The sequence below is a fragment of the Jeotgalibacillus sp. 10bf12 genome (assembly GCF_055597105.1).
Window position 1 is genome coordinate 3,285,300 of the sequence record NZ_CP200276.1, and the last position, 15,887, is coordinate 3,301,186.

General features: G+C 44.3%; 28 protein-coding genes. 4 read left to right on the forward strand and 24 right to left on the reverse strand.

Annotated features, from left to right (window positions below; genetic code table 11):
* Positions 1-36: 36 nt before the first annotated feature.
* From DH10bf12_RS17180 to DH10bf12_RS17265, 18 genes are all read right to left on the reverse strand, one after another.
* The gene (locus DH10bf12_RS17180) at positions 37-456 is read right to left on the reverse strand and encodes a hypothetical protein (protein WP_471736435.1); all 420 of its coding nucleotides are present in this window, start codon (positions 454-456) and stop codon (positions 37-39) included.
* A 1-nt stretch (position 457) separates the two neighbouring features.
* A complete protein-coding gene (locus DH10bf12_RS17185; RefSeq protein WP_471736436.1) occupies positions 458-1,324 on the reverse strand; it encodes a DnaD domain-containing protein in 867 nt (288 codons plus the stop codon).
* Positions 1,325-1,336: 12 nt separating this feature from the next.
* Positions 1,337-1,735 (reverse strand): hypothetical protein, encoded by a 399-nt coding sequence (locus DH10bf12_RS17190; protein WP_471736437.1) that lies wholly within the window; start codon positions 1,733-1,735, stop codon positions 1,337-1,339.
* Positions 1,732-1,884 carry a hypothetical protein gene (locus DH10bf12_RS17195; RefSeq protein ID WP_471736438.1) on the reverse strand — a complete coding sequence of 51 codons (153 nt, stop codon included), beginning with the start codon at positions 1,882-1,884 and terminating at the stop codon, positions 1,732-1,734. Before DH10bf12_RS17195 ends, DH10bf12_RS17190 begins: the two co-directional genes overlap by 4 nt.
* Complete coding sequence (locus tag DH10bf12_RS17200; RefSeq protein WP_471736439.1) at positions 1,881-2,561, reverse strand: Sak single strand annealing protein; 681 nt, start codon at positions 2,559-2,561, stop codon at positions 1,881-1,883. Before DH10bf12_RS17200 ends, DH10bf12_RS17195 begins: the two co-directional genes overlap by 4 nt.
* The gene (locus DH10bf12_RS17205) at positions 2,554-2,766 is read right to left on the reverse strand and encodes a hypothetical protein (protein ID WP_471736440.1); all 213 of its coding nucleotides are present in this window, start codon (positions 2,764-2,766) and stop codon (positions 2,554-2,556) included. The genes DH10bf12_RS17200 and DH10bf12_RS17205 overlap by 8 nt, the downstream gene beginning before the upstream one ends.
* 3 nt (positions 2,767-2,769) lie before the next feature.
* Positions 2,770-2,973, reverse strand: coding sequence for a hypothetical protein (locus DH10bf12_RS17210; protein WP_471736441.1), 204 nt, complete (start codon positions 2,971-2,973; stop codon positions 2,770-2,772).
* Positions 2,970-3,344 carry a YopX family protein gene (locus tag DH10bf12_RS17215; RefSeq protein ID WP_471736442.1) on the reverse strand — a complete coding sequence of 125 codons (375 nt, stop codon included), beginning with the start codon at positions 3,342-3,344 and terminating at the stop codon, positions 2,970-2,972. Before DH10bf12_RS17215 ends, DH10bf12_RS17210 begins: the two co-directional genes overlap by 4 nt.
* Before the next feature lie 96 nt (positions 3,345-3,440).
* Complete coding sequence (locus DH10bf12_RS17220) at positions 3,441-3,659, reverse strand: hypothetical protein (protein ID WP_471736443.1); 219 nt, start codon at positions 3,657-3,659, stop codon at positions 3,441-3,443.
* A gap of 13 nt (positions 3,660-3,672) precedes the next feature.
* Positions 3,673-3,885, reverse strand: coding sequence for a YqaI family protein (locus DH10bf12_RS17225; RefSeq protein ID WP_471736444.1), 213 nt, complete (start codon positions 3,883-3,885; stop codon positions 3,673-3,675).
* The gene (locus tag DH10bf12_RS17230) at positions 3,851-4,057 is read right to left on the reverse strand and encodes a hypothetical protein (protein WP_471736445.1); all 207 of its coding nucleotides are present in this window, start codon (positions 4,055-4,057) and stop codon (positions 3,851-3,853) included. The genes DH10bf12_RS17225 and DH10bf12_RS17230 overlap by 35 nt, the downstream gene beginning before the upstream one ends.
* A gap of 1 nt (position 4,058) precedes the next feature.
* Positions 4,059-4,574: a hypothetical protein gene (locus tag DH10bf12_RS17235; RefSeq protein WP_471736446.1), complete on the reverse strand. Its 516-nt coding sequence runs from the start codon at positions 4,572-4,574 to the stop codon at positions 4,059-4,061.
* A 49-nt stretch (positions 4,575-4,623) separates the two neighbouring features.
* Positions 4,624-4,923, reverse strand: a complete 300-nt coding sequence (locus tag DH10bf12_RS17240) for a DNA-binding protein (protein WP_471736447.1) — start codon at positions 4,921-4,923, stop codon at positions 4,624-4,626.
* 15 nt (positions 4,924-4,938) lie between these two features.
* Positions 4,939-5,700, reverse strand: a complete 762-nt coding sequence (locus DH10bf12_RS17245; protein ID WP_471736448.1) for a phage antirepressor — start codon at positions 5,698-5,700, stop codon at positions 4,939-4,941.
* Positions 5,700-5,876 carry a hypothetical protein gene (locus DH10bf12_RS17250; RefSeq protein WP_471736449.1) on the reverse strand — a complete coding sequence of 59 codons (177 nt, stop codon included), beginning with the start codon at positions 5,874-5,876 and terminating at the stop codon, positions 5,700-5,702. The genes DH10bf12_RS17245 and DH10bf12_RS17250 overlap by 1 nt, the downstream gene beginning before the upstream one ends.
* Positions 5,877-6,083: 207 nt before the next feature.
* Positions 6,084-6,350, reverse strand: coding sequence for a hypothetical protein (locus DH10bf12_RS17255; RefSeq protein WP_471736450.1), 267 nt, complete (start codon positions 6,348-6,350; stop codon positions 6,084-6,086).
* Positions 6,351-6,435: 85 nt separating this feature from the next.
* Positions 6,436-6,930: a helix-turn-helix domain-containing protein gene (locus DH10bf12_RS17260; RefSeq protein ID WP_471736451.1), complete on the reverse strand. Its 495-nt coding sequence runs from the start codon at positions 6,928-6,930 to the stop codon at positions 6,436-6,438.
* A 10-nt stretch (positions 6,931-6,940) separates the two neighbouring features.
* Complete coding sequence (locus tag DH10bf12_RS17265) at positions 6,941-7,162, reverse strand: helix-turn-helix transcriptional regulator (RefSeq protein WP_471736452.1); 222 nt, start codon at positions 7,160-7,162, stop codon at positions 6,941-6,943.
* 156 nt (positions 7,163-7,318) lie between these two features.
* Here DH10bf12_RS17265 and DH10bf12_RS17270 point away from each other — a divergent pair, with 156 nt between their 5' ends.
* The 4 genes from DH10bf12_RS17270 to DH10bf12_RS17285 all read left to right on the forward strand — a co-directional run bounded on the left by DH10bf12_RS17270 (position 7,319) and on the right by DH10bf12_RS17285 (position 10,684).
* Complete coding sequence (locus DH10bf12_RS17270; protein WP_471736453.1) at positions 7,319-7,702, forward strand: helix-turn-helix domain-containing protein; 384 nt, start codon at positions 7,319-7,321, stop codon at positions 7,700-7,702.
* Between the two features lie 403 nt (positions 7,703-8,105).
* Positions 8,106-8,804, forward strand: a complete 699-nt coding sequence (locus DH10bf12_RS17275) for a hypothetical protein (protein ID WP_471736454.1) — start codon at positions 8,106-8,108, stop codon at positions 8,802-8,804.
* 168 nt (positions 8,805-8,972) lie between these two features.
* Positions 8,973-9,458: an ImmA/IrrE family metallo-endopeptidase gene (locus tag DH10bf12_RS17280; protein ID WP_471736455.1), complete on the forward strand. Its 486-nt coding sequence runs from the start codon at positions 8,973-8,975 to the stop codon at positions 9,456-9,458.
* A 5-nt stretch (positions 9,459-9,463) separates the two neighbouring features.
* Positions 9,464-10,684: a tyrosine-type recombinase/integrase gene (locus DH10bf12_RS17285; RefSeq protein ID WP_471736456.1), complete on the forward strand. Its 1,221-nt coding sequence runs from the start codon at positions 9,464-9,466 to the stop codon at positions 10,682-10,684.
* A 250-nt stretch (positions 10,685-10,934) separates the two neighbouring features.
* Here DH10bf12_RS17285 and hisIE read toward each other — a convergent pair whose 3' ends face one another.
* The 6 genes from hisIE to hisD form a co-directional block, all read right to left on the reverse strand.
* Entirely contained in the window at positions 10,935-11,561 is a 627-nt protein-coding gene (hisIE, locus tag DH10bf12_RS17290; protein ID WP_471738263.1) for a bifunctional phosphoribosyl-AMP cyclohydrolase/phosphoribosyl-ATP diphosphatase HisIE, read from the reverse strand.
* A 2-nt stretch (positions 11,562-11,563) separates the two neighbouring features.
* Positions 11,564-12,322, reverse strand: a complete 759-nt coding sequence (gene hisF, locus DH10bf12_RS17295) for an imidazole glycerol phosphate synthase subunit HisF (RefSeq protein WP_039810995.1) — start codon at positions 12,320-12,322, stop codon at positions 11,564-11,566.
* The gene (gene hisA, locus DH10bf12_RS17300; RefSeq protein ID WP_471736457.1) at positions 12,322-13,050 is read right to left on the reverse strand and encodes a 1-(5-phosphoribosyl)-5-[(5-phosphoribosylamino)methylideneamino]imidazole-4-carboxamide isomerase; all 729 of its coding nucleotides are present in this window, start codon (positions 13,048-13,050) and stop codon (positions 12,322-12,324) included. Before hisA ends, hisF begins: the two co-directional genes overlap by 1 nt.
* Positions 13,047-13,682 carry an imidazole glycerol phosphate synthase subunit HisH gene (gene hisH / locus DH10bf12_RS17305; RefSeq protein WP_471736458.1) on the reverse strand — a complete coding sequence of 212 codons (636 nt, stop codon included), beginning with the start codon at positions 13,680-13,682 and terminating at the stop codon, positions 13,047-13,049. The genes hisA and hisH overlap by 4 nt, the downstream gene beginning before the upstream one ends.
* The gene (hisB, locus tag DH10bf12_RS17310; protein ID WP_322422483.1) at positions 13,683-14,273 is read right to left on the reverse strand and encodes an imidazoleglycerol-phosphate dehydratase HisB; all 591 of its coding nucleotides are present in this window, start codon (positions 14,271-14,273) and stop codon (positions 13,683-13,685) included.
* Between the two features lie 338 nt (positions 14,274-14,611).
* Positions 14,612-15,880, reverse strand: a complete 1,269-nt coding sequence (hisD, locus tag DH10bf12_RS17315; RefSeq protein WP_471736459.1) for a histidinol dehydrogenase — start codon at positions 15,878-15,880, stop codon at positions 14,612-14,614.
* Positions 15,881-15,887 lie beyond the last annotated feature (7 nt).

A 15,887-nucleotide genomic window follows, 5' to 3' on the forward strand; every position in this document is an offset into this window, starting at 1 on the left:
TTGCTGTTAAACACCTCAATCGTCACCAGCTTCTCTTTATCCACTGACTTTCTGCGCTTTACTCTGACGTATCTTTTCACGACGCTCTCTACCCTCAAGTGTTTTAATGGCACTCGTGATGTCAGCAAAGTTCATATTGTGCAGTTCTCCAAACGATCTTCTGGAACCGCCATTGCTCATGAAATCTCTGTATTCAGTCAGATTGAACGGAAACTCTCTGAAATATCTCCTCTTAGGCTGATAGCTCCCTCTCCTGCCTCTTGGAATGTTCATGATCGTAGGACTAAGCGTTTCGCCAATCATGCGTATCTCTTGATAGAAAGGACAGCCTGCGCACGCTTTATTAGGATTTGTTCTCTGAGGCGGAATCCAGTCCGGGCAATGATTGCAATGAGACTGTTCAATGCGCTCAATCTCTTCGTAAAGCTCCTTGCGTTTCTCCTTTGTGATTTGCACTTTATCCACCTCCCTGCTTCTGCGCTCTCTCGCGCCTGTATTGTTCTAACTCATTGATCTGCTCAGGTGTCATCTGTTCATCTTCATCCGGCTGATTAAACCACTCAGGAACCTTCTCTTTTCGCCCTGGCTTCTTGCCATATCCGTTATACTGCGGTTTCTGTTGCTTACTCTGTTGCACCTCATTCTCATGCTTCCTTGTAAATGCTCTAGCCTGATCAACTGTCAGCACATTCGCGTTGCGCCATTTCAGCAGCACGCCTTTAGCGAACCGCCACGGAGCTTGAGCTGATACCGCCACCTTAATAGCTGCAATGACTAATCCGTCACCATCACCGCCAGCCTGATCGATCTCATCTATTTCATGTCCGACATCCTCAATCATCAGTGGTGGCATCATACCCCAGTTTTCTTCGAATACTTTGAATGCGTTCTTTGGCTTATCGGGTACACTCTCAGTCTCCTTTTCAGACTGTTTGAGAGGTTCCGGTTCAGGCACAGTGTAATAGTCCTCTTCACTCGCTAAATCACTTTTCGGCTCATCCTGCATGCCTAACAGCGTGATGATCGTAAACCTGCGCTTATATGGCTCTCGTTTGATAAATCCGAGTCGTTCCAGCTTCTTAATCACGTTGTACACCCTATCTGCATCCTTCTTGATGACATCCTCTGTCTGATAGACTTCCACAGCTGCTTCCATCGAGCCGACAATGACCTGATAGGGTGCGAGTTTGATATTGTCGTAATTATGTCCAGCATCTCTTTCTAAATGGCTTGATCGCTTTGCCAGAAAGAGATAGGCCCTGAGAGCAATGGGATCGCTCCAAAGCTCATCGAGGACCTTGCTATTGAGTTTGAAGAATCCCATTTGTTCGCTCCTTTAATTTTTTAATAAACCATCTTTTTCAAGAAGCTCTTTCGCCCTACTCATACTTCCATGAAAAGCACCTGCTGGAATCGCTGAACCTCTAGCACCATCAATGGAGTGGTATAAGTTTTCGAGCACCTTTTTATATTCATCAATACTGGATTCTGAGGATTGAACCTCTTGTTCCAACACCAACTTAGGCGCTGATTGAATAATATCCGAGAAATGAGCGACCTTATCTGAAATCCGATAGATGATGATATCCGCCCGATCCTCTCCGTATCTAAGTGCAATGCGAGTAGTTTCTTCACCTTTATAAATCCCTTCATTGCGATAAGTTCCCAGCTCTGGTGATTCTTCAAATGCCTTTTTAGCTTCTTCTAAGAAATCCATATCACTTCTCGATATCATCCGATCATCCCCAGCAACTTCTTCGTAATGCCATTACTCTTCTTAATCGCCTTAGCCACTGCAACCTTCTTCGCCTTATGCTGCACGTACTTGCCATCCTTTGCGGCTGTTAGGTCGTCTTTGAGATCCATTAGTGCTGATAGTTTCATGATGCTTGTCCCTCCTGTTGCTTTTTATTGTTGATCCATACATCAAGCATTTTGACTGCAGCAGTGCCTCTTTGTGCATCCACTGTTTTCATGCTGTCAAAGCCTATTTTTGCTTTAAGCGCCTCAATGAAATCATCCTGCGATTTATCGTTGCCGTACAACTCAGCAAGCTCGCCAGCCTTCGCAAAGATCAGCTTCTTCATGTTCTCAGTCGCTGGCACTGGCTCATTCGCTTTCTTTTTCTCCTCTTCAGCACGCTTCTTGTCCTCTTCCGGCAGATCCTCGCCTGAATAGATATATAAGCCAAGACCATGCAATCCGATCGCCTTCACCATGCAACGCTTCTGTGCTTTGTTCACCTCAAAGGCTGTCGGGTTCATCATGGCTTTGTTCCGGTGATCCATGACTGGCAGCCATTCCGTTTCCTGCCTGCCTTTGATCTCGACTGTCACCTTTACATAAAAGCCTGTTGACGTTTGCAGATATGGCACTTTCACCTCAGTGTTGTCAGGTAACGGAAACTCATGGATCGTGACAGTTGCGTTTTCATCAATCTTCTTGACCTCAGCCCATGCCCACGCCCATGACAGGTATGACAGATTCGCTTTCTTCTCAACCTTGTCATTGACGTTGATGGAGAATAACTGTTCAAATAGTGTCTGCTTCTTTTCAGCCATCTGTATCTTCTCCTTCCAATATCTCGATATAGTGGTTCAGTTCTTTCAGTACAGCCTGTTCATGCTCCAGGTTCTCTTCTGCTGTTGTCAGCATCTCAAGCGTGTGCTTGATCCGTTCCTGCAGCTCCTTGATCTGTCTTTGGGTATAGTCACGCTCGCTCTTAATGCGGTCGAGCGCTGACTTCTCGCTTCGTGATCTGCTCAATCTTTACGCCTCCTTGATGAGGTGAAGTGTCCTCTGCATCTCCCACTCAGTCCGATCTTCCTGATATTGCTCAAGCACCTGCTCATATGCTGCCGATCCACCAAGTGACTTTTCATGATCCTTCAGCCATTCGTAAAGGAAATGGATCGTATCGCTGTCATCTGGATGCGGCTGATAGATGGATTGTCCTTTGTATGTGAAGTTCATTTTGTCGCCTCCAGTAGTTCAGGGTTTTCGTGAATGTTGCCGATGACTTCATAAGTCGGATCGAGGTCTTGATCCATACCAAAATATTGCTTGACACCCCGAACTCTGAAACTGGACATTACATAAGTGACCCTACCAACGAATCGGTTTTTCTCACCTTTTCTCCACCAATAGCCTTTTACAACGTCATTCTCATATATCTCAACACCGTTCTTGTCTTTCAGTCCGGTGTATTGCATTAATGGCATTTCGATATAGCTGAAATCACCTGAATATCTTGTAACTTTTGAAGTGTCATGGAAGAAATCATCATGCCATTCAATCATTTTGTTTTCTTCTTCATCCCATGCTCTGAATTTGATTTGTCTCATCTAACACGCCTCCTTGTTTTTTCAGGCGCTGCTATGTATAATTGAATTAGCGATATAGCAACGCCAGACCGTTTCAGTGCCCTCTGTACGGTCTTTTTATTTGTCCTCGATCTGATATTCAACTTCTACTGACCAGTTAATGATTTCAAACGCTAACTGTCCGTCAATATAAACTTCATAAACGAATTCGATGCTATCCTCATACTCAATTGTTCTGTCCTTTATCTCTGTGACGGTGCCGCTAGTATGTTTCATGCCAATCCAATACTGACTTCCTTGATTCAGATTCAAACTTTTTATTTTCCTATTGTTCATTCCCCCGCACCCCCTAAAGTGTCTTGATCTCCATCCCCAAAACTTCCACCAGATACCGTTCCAGGTTGTCCTCAAGAATCGTTTCACCGTTGTCCTCGATCACCTTATCGCCTACCCAAATCTCATCCTGGAAATAATCCACGCCCATGATCTCTTCCCGATCAATGTAGTCCTGCGGATAGCCGTGACGTTCAACCTGTTCGATCATTGGATGATCTCTCAACATTTTTGTTTTGCTCCTCTCTGATTAGTTTTAGAAACGCTACAACATCTTTCAGACTCAAGCTCACAAGCCCATCAATTGTTGTTTCCTGCTTCACCAAAAGCCTTTTGCCGTCCTTGCATACCATAAGCGTCTTGCCAAAATGATCGTCTTCATAAAGCTCTCTGACTTCCACGTTATCCCTCCTTGTAATAACCACGAGCAATCAACTTGCGCTCGTTATCCTTATACGCCCTCACAATGTCCAGTTTCGATGATTCAGCGAGCACTGCGATCAGCTTGCCTGCTGCATACTGCGCATCTATCGCCTGATCTGCGACTCTCTGCAAGTCCTCATACTGCCAGTTCTCAATGCTTTCCAGTGGCTGTGCGAAGTTAAAACTGTTCAATGACTCGATCGCCTCCTGCATTTCTCTGACTGCGATCTCTTTCCATGCTGACGGATGCAATATGGCTTTCTTACCGTCCGGCTTTTTAGGTCCGAACCCTGTGTACTCTCTTGCGATATTGAAGTGGAACCATGGATCACGCGCTTTTTCTGAGATCATTCTGCTGATGTCAGCTGGCATTTCTGTTCTGTTGTTTTCGTATTGAGATAAACTCTCTCTTGAGATTGGAAGCTCCAATTCAAGCACCATTTGTTGTTGAGATCGGCTGCCCCGTTCCGTTCTCAGTACGTTACCAATTGTCATTTTTCAACGCCCTCTTTCTACCGCGATATAGTTTGTTAATGATTTATACTTAAATTACTCGGTTTAGATATTTCGTTTCTCGCTTAACCCATTTGGTGTTCATGTCGATCCATTCAAACAGCTGCTTCGTTGGCACTTTTGGATGACCAGCTTCTCTAAATACCGGGAAGTCACCGCGCTTCATTAGCTCAACTGCTTTTGAGTGACTGATGCCGAGTACTTCTTGAAATTCAGTTTTAGATAACACTGGCGGCAATTGATTCGCCATATCACGTTCTTTAAATGCCTGATCAATTGATTCCTTAATGACTGCCTGCAGCTGATCGAGATCCAGTTCTACTTTCAGCATTGCGCCTCTCTCCTTTCACATCGCTTTAATGCGGTGTCCAAGTAATTTATTGATAAAGTACATCTGACCTTTCGCTGTAACCAAGGTCGTTCGTGTCTGCTTCATTTCTCCTTGTGATCCACTGCGAACGCCTTTCTTAACTTCGAATAGCCCCCGGTCCATCGACCTCTGTGTTGGAAGGTTGTACATGTCCCCGACCTTCTTGCAGAGGTAACCCTCTTCTCTCATCCAATGAAAGAGTCGATTGGTTCCGGTTTTATAACCGTTTTGATTAAGGGTGACTGCTAAGTCTTTCATCAGCACCGAATCCCTTGATGCTGTAAATGCGTTTGCTAGAGCAACCTTAGGCTCGTCCAGTTTGATCTGCTGCTGTGCCTTTTCTTTCTCAGCTCGTTCTTCTTTCAGCTTTTGGAGTACTGTGATCATCGTGTCTGGATCGTTCAGCATTTCTTCCATTTTGTCCGGTGTAGCGTAGACGCCATGTTTGCGGATTGTCGGTAGAACGTCTTTCTTAATCCAGCGCTTAAATGTTTTCGCTTCAGCCTTCCTGCTGGCAAAGATCAGTTCATAAAGACCTTGTTCATTGACCACATTTGTTAATCCCTGACGCCCTAAGTTGAACTTAGACCGTTCGTCAGGCTCAAGTCTGCTCAATACCATTGTCGGATTTGTAAGCTCAAGCACCCTGCATACATCTGCTGCAACGAACCAATATTCATCGTGCTTGTCCAGGATTCTAATTTCATGACCTTCAAAGAATTTTGATAGTGTTGTCATTATTTAGCACCTGCTTTCTCGCCATCAGTAAGTTCGTAGAATTTTCCATATTCATCAAACGTGAACGCAACAAAGTTTTCATCATACCCGTCATTAAGCAACACGAAATTTTGTTCTACTTCATAAGGAATTCCAAGTAAATCAAATGTCATCAAAAGTTTCTCTTTGTCATTCATCCCTGCACCTCCTAAAAGTTAACCGCCAGCCACGCCTGCAACTGCTTCAACCGTTCTTCCGTGTCTGCTTTGTTCCAGTGTCGATCTCTGATGCGTTGTTTAATTTTCTTCATGCTTGATCGCCAGATAGATGTTAAAGAGGATAATCACAGCTATGATTGAAAATGATATGAATAATGCAGTTAGTGCTGTCATTGGGAAGCCTCCTTATTTTTGATGCGGTGGTATTTGGTCATCTGGATTTTGTAATTCTTCAAACCCGATACCTTCTTCAATCATTTGAGTTAACTTACGGTTCTCTTGAAACAACTTGGCGTATTGAGCGTTTGTGTAATTCCTGCCTTCTGGAGCATGAGAATCAATTTTCTTCTTTTCTTCTAACAGATCAACGTAACTGTGCAACAATTCGATTAAGTCAAGTTTGCTATTTGAAAGTTCATCAGCCCATGCTTCAATATCAATGTCTTTATTCACTTCTGCACCTCCCACCAAATCGAAAGTATCACCAGCAACACGATGATGACCGATACGACTATTTTTTTTGAGTTTGTGTAGGCTCTCATGATGTTTTCTGTTCTTCACCGTATCGATCGGTAATTAAATCAACTGGCGACAATCTTAATGCGGCAGCTATTTTCATAAGGATCATAACGTTGATTTTCATACTTCCATTTTCGATTCTACAAATTGCAGTGTGATCACAATTTACAGCGTCAGCTAATTGGCGTTGCGAAGCCCCTAATTCTTCTCTGCGATTTTTAATTCGTTTAGCGATCCTTTTGGCTGAATAATCAACCGCTTTATCATCAATGCTTGTGTTAAGGGGATTTTTGCTTTCTAATTCTCTGATCTCTACTGGTACACCGTCGTAAAGCGTTTGAATCGAGACACCAAGTACGTTTGCGATTTTGTTTAGTGTGTATACATCAGGATTCCTTTTGCCCTGCTCATAGTGGTAATAGCACGACTGCGTAACTCCCAAAGCCTCACACATTTGATTAACTGTGAAATTATTTAACTTCCTGTGCTTTCTGATGTTCTGAGAAATTAACATGTCTGCCTCCTTAATTAGCGACTTTTTGTTTCGTTTCGACTACATCATCTTCAAAAAAATTTGTCCAGTTAAACTCGAGTGTTGTAGCGATTCGTTTCGCAACGTTAACTGATGGATTCTTTTCGCCAAGCTCGATATTTGCATACGCACCTCTCGAAATACCAATCATTTCGGCAATTTCTTGTTGTGTTCTGCTCCCTCTCAGCTCGATAAGCCATACTCTCTTTTTCATGTTTTGCACCTCCGTTTTTTGTTTCGTTTTGAAGCTTATACTCATAATATCGTCAAAAAGAAACAAAGTCAACACCTAAAACGTCTTTTCGAAACATTTATTTTTTGTGTCATAAAGAAACGTTATAATAGCAATGATAAACAGGGGGCGATAATAATGTTCAATGAAATATTAAAGAGCCTTAGAAAACAAAAAGGCTTAACTCAAGATGAAGTTGCGAAGCTTTTGAAGATAAACCGAGGTACTTATGCAAATTACGAGCGAGGACACAGGCAGCCTGATTATGACACGTTGCTGCTGATCGCTGATTTTTATGACGTTGATCTGAACTATCTCCTGGGCCGAGACTTTAAACAGGTGACAGATAAACCTCTCACCGATCGCCAGAAATATCTCATGGACTGGTTCATGCAAAAGGAACATCTGTTTTTTCAGGATGGCGGTAGTATCGAGGATGCGATTGACGATTTAGAAATTATGTTTGAAGCTCATCAGAAAATGCGGAAACGTTTTGAAGAGGATCAGAAAAAGAAAAATTAACGCGCGCGTGTATATAACTACTACTACTAATTCTTTTATCTAAATATCTAATATCTATATATCTAAGTATAGTGAGCGCTCTACGAACTCTCTACGAACTTGTATCGAACTTGTATCGAACTGGAAATAATTTGTCAGAGATTTAAAGTTGATATAATAGGATTCTCACAAGAGGTCAGACCTCATGTCTATCGAACTTGTATCGAACTCTCTACGAGCTCTATACTGAGACACAGCGCTAAAGTGTTCTGATCTTCTTCTATTAGAGTGCGTGATTTATTTCTAAATTTCACCACTGATTAAGATAAAAGATATAAATTATTTGTCAAAAAATGAATCTTTTTTACCCGAAATGTAGTATAGTAAGGTGGAAGAAAATATACAAAACAGGGGGCAATTAGTTATGAAAAAGTATGTACTTACGCTTGGTATGGCTTCAGCTATAGTGCTGGCAGCTTGTGGTGACGATTCAGCAAATGAAGAACCTCAAGGTACAGCAACCGCAGTAGAAGAGGGAGAACAGACTGAGGAAGTTGCTACAGAGGAAACGGCTTCTGACACTGAGGAGTCAAATGAGGAAGCCACTGAAGAGCCTGAAGAAGATCCGAATAAACCAGGTGTCGAAGTGGAAGAAAACGAACATATGAAGGCGACTAATACCATTACTAATAAAGACCTCGGGATCTCTGGTACGATCGGACCGATGGAGTACTCTATTGATGGCATTCAGTTTAAAGAGGTTGAAATCAAATCAGAGGATGCAGCTTCTATGTTTGAGGCAGAAGTTGGAGATGTCATTCAGGCATTTACAATTGATTTCACAGGTGAAAATACATCTGATGAAGATATGAACTTCTATCTTGGTCAAGCAGTAGCGATCACCAGCACAAAAGAGCAGCTTGAGCCTGATATGATGTTAAGTGAGTACATCCCTGGGGAATACTTAGGACAGGTACAACACACTGGATATAACGTTTATGTGTTGGAAAACTCTAACCTTACTGACATTGAATCTATTGAAGTTAGAATTCAAGCACCAATGGACAGCAATTACGATACAGTTGGAGAAGATGTATCTCACACAATCGAAATCAATCAATAAGCCCTCCTCATGAGGGTTTTTCTTACACCTTAAAAGGGAACATACATTCGTATAAAGTGGATAAATGTTCCTCTGTTACCATCAATCATCACCTATATAAATACTGGATGGATTGGTAGAATTTTAACAATATTAGTAGATTCATATCAAATTATGAGGAGTGATGTCATGGAATATTGCCAGACACTATTGGAGGATAAAGTGCAGGAAATTTATGAAGGGATCGACATCTACCAACCGCATCAGATTGATATTGAGAAGATCGCTGCCAGACTCGGGCATTACGTGGAATATGCTGAATGCAAGCCATACAGCACGCTTGAGACGGACAGGTCAGGCTTTATTGTACTGGACAGCCGAGAGGATGAACGTAAGCAATGGGAAGCATTCGCGCATGAATTGTGCCATGTGATGACACATGCCGGCAATCAGTTCGGGATTACTGAAAGTTTCAGAGAATACCAGGAGGATCGCGCCAGGCTCTTCACACTCAAGTTTTGTCTGCCGGTGCATATGTTTGCCAAATACATAGATCCTCTACCCACTCGCACCGAAAGAATCTATACTATGTATAACCTCTTTCCAGTCACACCTGAGCTGGCTGAGAGGCGATTAAATAGTTATGAAGGTTACTATCAACTAAAGAAAGGGTGAAGGGTATGCAGGTCAAAAAAGTAATGGATGGTAAGAAAGTTTTGTATTATGAAGCTGTTGCTGATGGTCCGAGGGATCCACTAACAGGCAAGCGTAATCAGATCAGACGGCGCGATAAGGGTAAGGCTGAGGTGAAGCGCAAGGTTGAGCTGGCGATTAAGAAGCTCGAGGAGAAGCATAGGCGCATGATAAACGGTATTAAGGACCCTGACGAAGTTCGCCAGCTGACATTTAGTGATGTTGCCGAACTTTGGTATGAAGAGTACCGCAGAAGTGGTGTCAAGAAGAATACGTATTTATTCCGCCAGCAACGTTTAAAAAAGATCAGCGCAATGTTAGGTGATAAAAAGATTGTCCAGATCCACAGGGAAGAGTTTCAGGACCTGATCTTTCAATTATGTGATCTCTATGAACCGAATACGGTTTCGACCTATCTCAGTACGGTTAAGCTGGTATTCAAGTATGCGAAGAAAACGAAAATTATTTCGGAACTGCCTTATGAGGATACGTTTATCCCTAAGAAGCAGCTTACGATTGAAGAGCTTGAGCAGATTGATAAGGATGAAAATTACTTCACGCATGATGAAATCAAGGTATTCCTTCATACTGTGAATGAGCACGGTTTGCGGTTGGATAAGGAACGATTTTTCCTGCTGCTGTTTACTGGATTGAGGTCTGGTGAGCTATCAGCGCTGAAATGGTCCGACATTGATTTTAATACGCAGATGCTGCGGGTGACTAAAACACTTTACAAAGAGTCTGGCCGGGTAGATGATTATGAATTGACCGCACCGAAAACGCATGGGTCAGTTCGGGTAGTTCCGATCAATGATGAGATTACCAAGATGTTAAGGGAGCACAGAAAGAATCAGTTTAAGGTGATGGATATATTTTCGGGGTATGGGGGTAAAGTGGAGGCAGAGAATTTTGTGTTTGCCAGAGAAACTGGTCATCCCTACTGCACGCATACAACCTGGTATCGAATGAAGCGACTGATGAAGCTGTCAGGCATAAAAAAAGAAGCGACACCGCACATGCTGCGTCACACATTTATTTCGATGATGACAGAGGCTGGTGTCGATCTTGCCACGATCATGAGCCGGGTTGGTCATGAGGATGCAAAAACGACCATGAGAATATATACGCATGTCACTGAAAAGATGCAATCCGATGCCACGGAAAAGATGAGCAAATTTTACAGTAACATGCTCGAGATCATTCAATAATTTTAGATTCTGTGATATTTCTGTGATATTTTCGATTTCTTCAATTAAAAAACCTCTGAAAAGCCTTATATATCAATACTTGTAGATGGCGTGTATTGTATAGCCTCCGTACATTGTATTAACTAATCAATTTTAGCATGGATTTGGAAGTGTGGGAAGGGATGAATGCCATGGTCGAAAGGTAGAGGCGGGTCTGTCCCGGGTCTACACACAAAAAAGCACCCGCTCCAAAAAGGAACGGGTCTCTCAATTATTTCGGTCTATGATGACGCTCTTCAAGCACACCCATCACATCTGCAAGCGGCAGCTTCTGCTCGCGAAGCAGCACGAGTGTGTGATACAGCAGATCCGCTGTTTCCCACTTCAGCTCTTCTTTATCACGGTTTTTCGCTGCGATAATCACTTCAGCTGACTCTTCGCCAACTTTTTTCAGGATCTTATCAACGCCTTCTTCAAACAGATACGTTGTATAAGCGCCTTCCGGACGTTCTTCATCGCGTGCTGCAATCAGACCTTCAAGTACTGACAGAATCTGTGTTCCGACAGCCTTATCATCTGATTCATACACTTTTTCATTGAAGCATGAACGCTCGCCGGTGTGACAGGCAGGTCCGGCAGGCTTCACGCGGACTACGAGTGAATCACCATCGCAGTCAAGTGTCATGTCGATGATCTTTTGTGTGTTGCCGCTTGTTGCCCCCTTATGCCAAAGCTCCTGGCGAGAGCGGCTGTAAAACCATGTTTCCCCGGTTTCAACTGATTTCTGAAAAGATTCTTCATTCATATACGCTACTGTCAGGACTTCTCCGGTTAATGCATCCTGCACTACTGCCGGGATTAATCCCTTTCCATCGAAGCGAATGTTCTCTGTATTAATAGTCACCTTACATTCACTCCTTCATTTCTTAAATGTGCTTTAACTTCCTTTACACTTGTTTCTTCATAATGGAAAATCGATGCTGCAAGTGCCGCATCTGCTTTTCCATCTGTAAAAATCTCAGTAAAGTGCTCACTGCCACCAGCCCCGCCTGAAGCGATCACCGGAATATTGACAGCTTCACTCACTGCTTTTGTCAGTTCAACATTAAAGCCTGACTTTTCACCATCGCGATCCATTGAAGTTAACAGGATCTCTCCTGCACCAAGTGATTCTGCTTCTTTAACCCAGTCAATGACGAGCCTCTCAGTCGGCTTACGGCCGCCGTGCGTGTAAACGCGCCACGTGCCTGCCTCCTCATCCCATTTTGCATCGACTGCAACCACGATACACTGTGTACCAAAATATTCAGCGCCTTCACGGATCAGCTCAGGACGCAGGACAGCCGCTGTATTCAGGGACACCTTGTCAGCGCCGGCACGCAGAATCCGCTTCATATCTTCAAGCGCGTTAATTCCGCCGCCGACTGTAAATGGAATCGCAAGCTCCGCTGCAACCCCCTGCACAACATCTACCATTGTTTTGCGGCCTTCATGTGATGCTGAAATATCAAGAAACACAAGTTCATCTGCACCCTGCTGATCATATGCGCGCGCAAGTTCAACCGGATCCCCTGCATCACGGAGCTCAACGAACTGGATCCCTTTTACTACGCGGCCTTCTTTTACATCAAGACATGGAATGATCCGTTTTGTGAGCATCACGATGTCTCCTCAATCGCCTGTTTGACGGTGAATTTATTCGTGTAAATCGCTTTACCGACTATGGCACCTGCTACACCGACCCCTGAAACGGCCTGTAATGTACGCAGATCTTCAAGTGAGCTGACACCGCCTGAAGCGATGACTTCAGCGCCTGTATATTCTGCAAGTTCTACAACTGCATCCACATTTGGACCGCTCAGCATGCCATCCGTTGCGATATCTGTAAAAATAAACGTTTCAGCGCCTGCTTCTGCAAGCTCTTTTCCAAGGTCAACCGCTTTTAGCTCTGACGTTTCAATCCAGCCATGCGTCGCAACGTAGCCGTTCTTTGCATCAAGGCCGATTGCGATGCGGCTGCCGTATTTCTTCAGCCACTCTTTGACTAAAGCAGGATTTGTAACAGCCAGACTTCCGATAATCACGCGGTCAACGCCCTGGTCTAAATAGTGTACCACGTCTTCTTCAGTACGGATGCCACCGCCAACCTGAACACGTGCAGGCAATTCCTTTACAACGCGCTCAACAAATACATCATTCACGCGCTTGCCATCCTTTGCACCATCAAGGTCTACCATGTGGATCCACTCGGCACCCTCATCAACAAACTGCTTTGCCATATCAAAAGGAGAATCCCCATAGATTGTCTCCTGTGCATAATCACCCTGTGTCAGGCGTACACATTTGCCGCCTCTCATATCAATTGCCGGATATACTGTGAAACTCATACTTCCACCTCCGTATTTTGTACGTACTGCGTATAGTTTTTCAAAAGTGCCATGCCTAAGTCACCGCTTTTTTCAGGGTGAAATTGCATGCCGAACACATTGTTTTTCCCGACAACAGCCGGTACCTCTTCAAAATAATCTGATGAAGCGATCAATGCATCGCGCTCTTCTCCTGCAATATAGTAGGAGTGAACAAAATAGACGTGATCCGCTTCCACCTCCGCAGTCAGTGGTGATTCCTGGTGAAACTTCAGCTTATTCCATCCCATATGTGGGACCTTGTAGCGTTCACCATTTGCTTCTCCGGAAAACTTTACCGCTTTTCCTTTCAGCAGCCCAAGTCCTTTAAACACACCATTCTCTTCGCTTTCATCAAATAAAAGCTGCATCCCGAGACAGATACCAAGTATCGGCTTCCCTGCATGCGCCTGTTCTCTAATAAAATCAGAAAGCTTCGTTTCATCAAGCAGCTTCATCGCATCACGAAATGCGCCTACACCGGGTAAAATCAGTCCGTCCGTTTTTTCAAGCTGCTCTTTTTTATCACTGATGATGTAAGGGACGCCAATCCGCTCAAGTGCTTTACTGACACTGAACAGATTCCCCATACCGTAATCAACTATTCCGATCATTTACAACATCCCTTTCGTTGATGGCACACCTTTAACCCGCGGATCAATCTGAGTCGCTTCATCGAGCGCGCGGCCAAGCGCTTTAAATACAGCTTCAATCATGTGGTGCGTATTAAAGCCGTAATGCACATTCACGTGCAGGTTCATTCGCGCTTCAATCGCAAGCTTCCATAGAAATTCATGCACAAGCTCCACATCAAAATCTCCTACGCGCTCTTTCGGAAAATCAGCGTTCATCACTAAGTGCGGACGGTTGCTTAAATCAACTGTAACCTGCGCAAGTGCTTCATCCATAGGAACAAAAGCGTTACCGTAACGTTTGATTCCTTTTTTATCTCCAAGTGCTTCAAGCAGTGCCTGACCGAGTACGATGCCAATATCTTCTGTTGTATGGTGTCCATCAATGTCCACATCTCCGCGGCCTTCAACTGTCAGGTCAAAGTGCCCGTGCTTTGTGAAGAGGTCGAGCATGTGGGTCATAAATGGTACATCTGTCTGAATATCGCTGATGCCTTCGCCGTCGATGTTCAGTGCAAGTGAGATATTGGTTTCATTTGTTTTTCTTTTTAATGAAGCTTTACGTTCAGTCATTTGTGACACTCCTTTTAATATGTATGGCAAGCTGTGGTTGCTTTTTTAAGTTGGCTGAAGATTGGGGCTCCAGGCGGACGCTTTCCGTGGCCGGGCGGTGAGCTCGCAGGCTTCGCCGTGCTTGATCTCACCTGTCCCTTCCTGCCACAGGAGTCGCCGCCTTCCGCTCCAATCATCAGCTGTGCAAGTATATTAATGGTAATTCATAAGTACCTGATTTACACCTGCAAATAATATTTAATAATTCCCAATCCAGCGGAGCTTTTGGAGGACGGGGGCTCACCGCCCGGGGGCAGGAAAGCGGAGTTCTCCGAAAGCTCTGCGGTTACAGAAGATATTTAGTTTTTACCCCTAGCCTCAATTGCTCTAGCATGGGCTTCCAATCCTTCGAGCCTTGCGAATTTTGCAACTTTGCTGCCGTTTTCGTCAAAGGCTGCTTTGCTGTAGGAGATGATGCTTGATTTTTTCACAAAATCCTCTACTGACAGCGGGCTTGAGAAGCGGGCTGTCCCGCTTGTCGGAAGCGTATGGTTTGGCCCTGCAAAGTAATCACCGATCGGCTCTGAGCTGTACCTGCCCACGAAAATTGCGCCTGCGTGGCGGATCTTTCCGACCAGCTCCATTGCGTTATTCATCTGGACTTCAAGGTGCTCAGGTGCGATCTGATTGACTGCTTCTACTGCCTGATCAAGAGAATCTGCTACATAAATGGCACTGTGCTCTTCAATCGCAACACGTGCCATACCCTGTCTTGGCAGTTTATTCAGCTGTTCTTCCACTTCCTTTTGAACGGCTTCAGCAAGTTCTTTTGAAGTTGTTACGAGATTCGCCTGAGAAAGTTCGCCGTGTTCAGCCTGTGATAACAGGTCAGCAGCAACTTCATTGGCAAAGGCTGTATCATCTGCAATGACAGTTACGTCACTTGGTCCTGCGATCATATCAATATCCACAATACCAAACACTTCACGTTTAGCAAGTGCTACAAAGATATTTCCCGGTCCTGTGATTTTATCTACAGGTTTAATTGATTCTGTTCCATAAGCAAGCGCTGCAACTGCCTGCGCACCCCCAATTTTATAGATATCACGCACGCCTGCAAGACGGGCTGCAGCAAGAACGCCTGCTGGCACCTTGCCGTCTTTACCAGGTGGTGTGACCATCACAATCCGCTTCACGCCTGCAACCTGAGCAGGAATCGCATTCATGAGAACAGATGAAGGATAAGCGGCTGTTCCGCCCGGCACGTAAATACCTGCTGCATCAAGCGCTGTTACTTTCTGTCCTAGGATCGTCCCGTTTTCTTCAGTGGTCATCCAGGACTGCTGCACCTGCTTTTCGTGGAAGGAACGGATATTGTTCGCTGCTTCCTGTAAAATTGACAGCAGTTCCTCATCCAGTTCCTGAAGCGCTTCGTCCACTTCACCATCAGTCACTTTCAACGACTCAAGCTTTACACCATCAAACTGCTCCGTGTAAAAGCGGACCGCCTCGTCACCTTTTTCTTTTACTTCTGCAATAATGCTCTGTACACTTTTCCGCTGTGCCTCAGTGCCCTGATCAAGCGACTGACGCGGAATACTGCTTTTATTCAGATAACGGATATCCATTATTAGC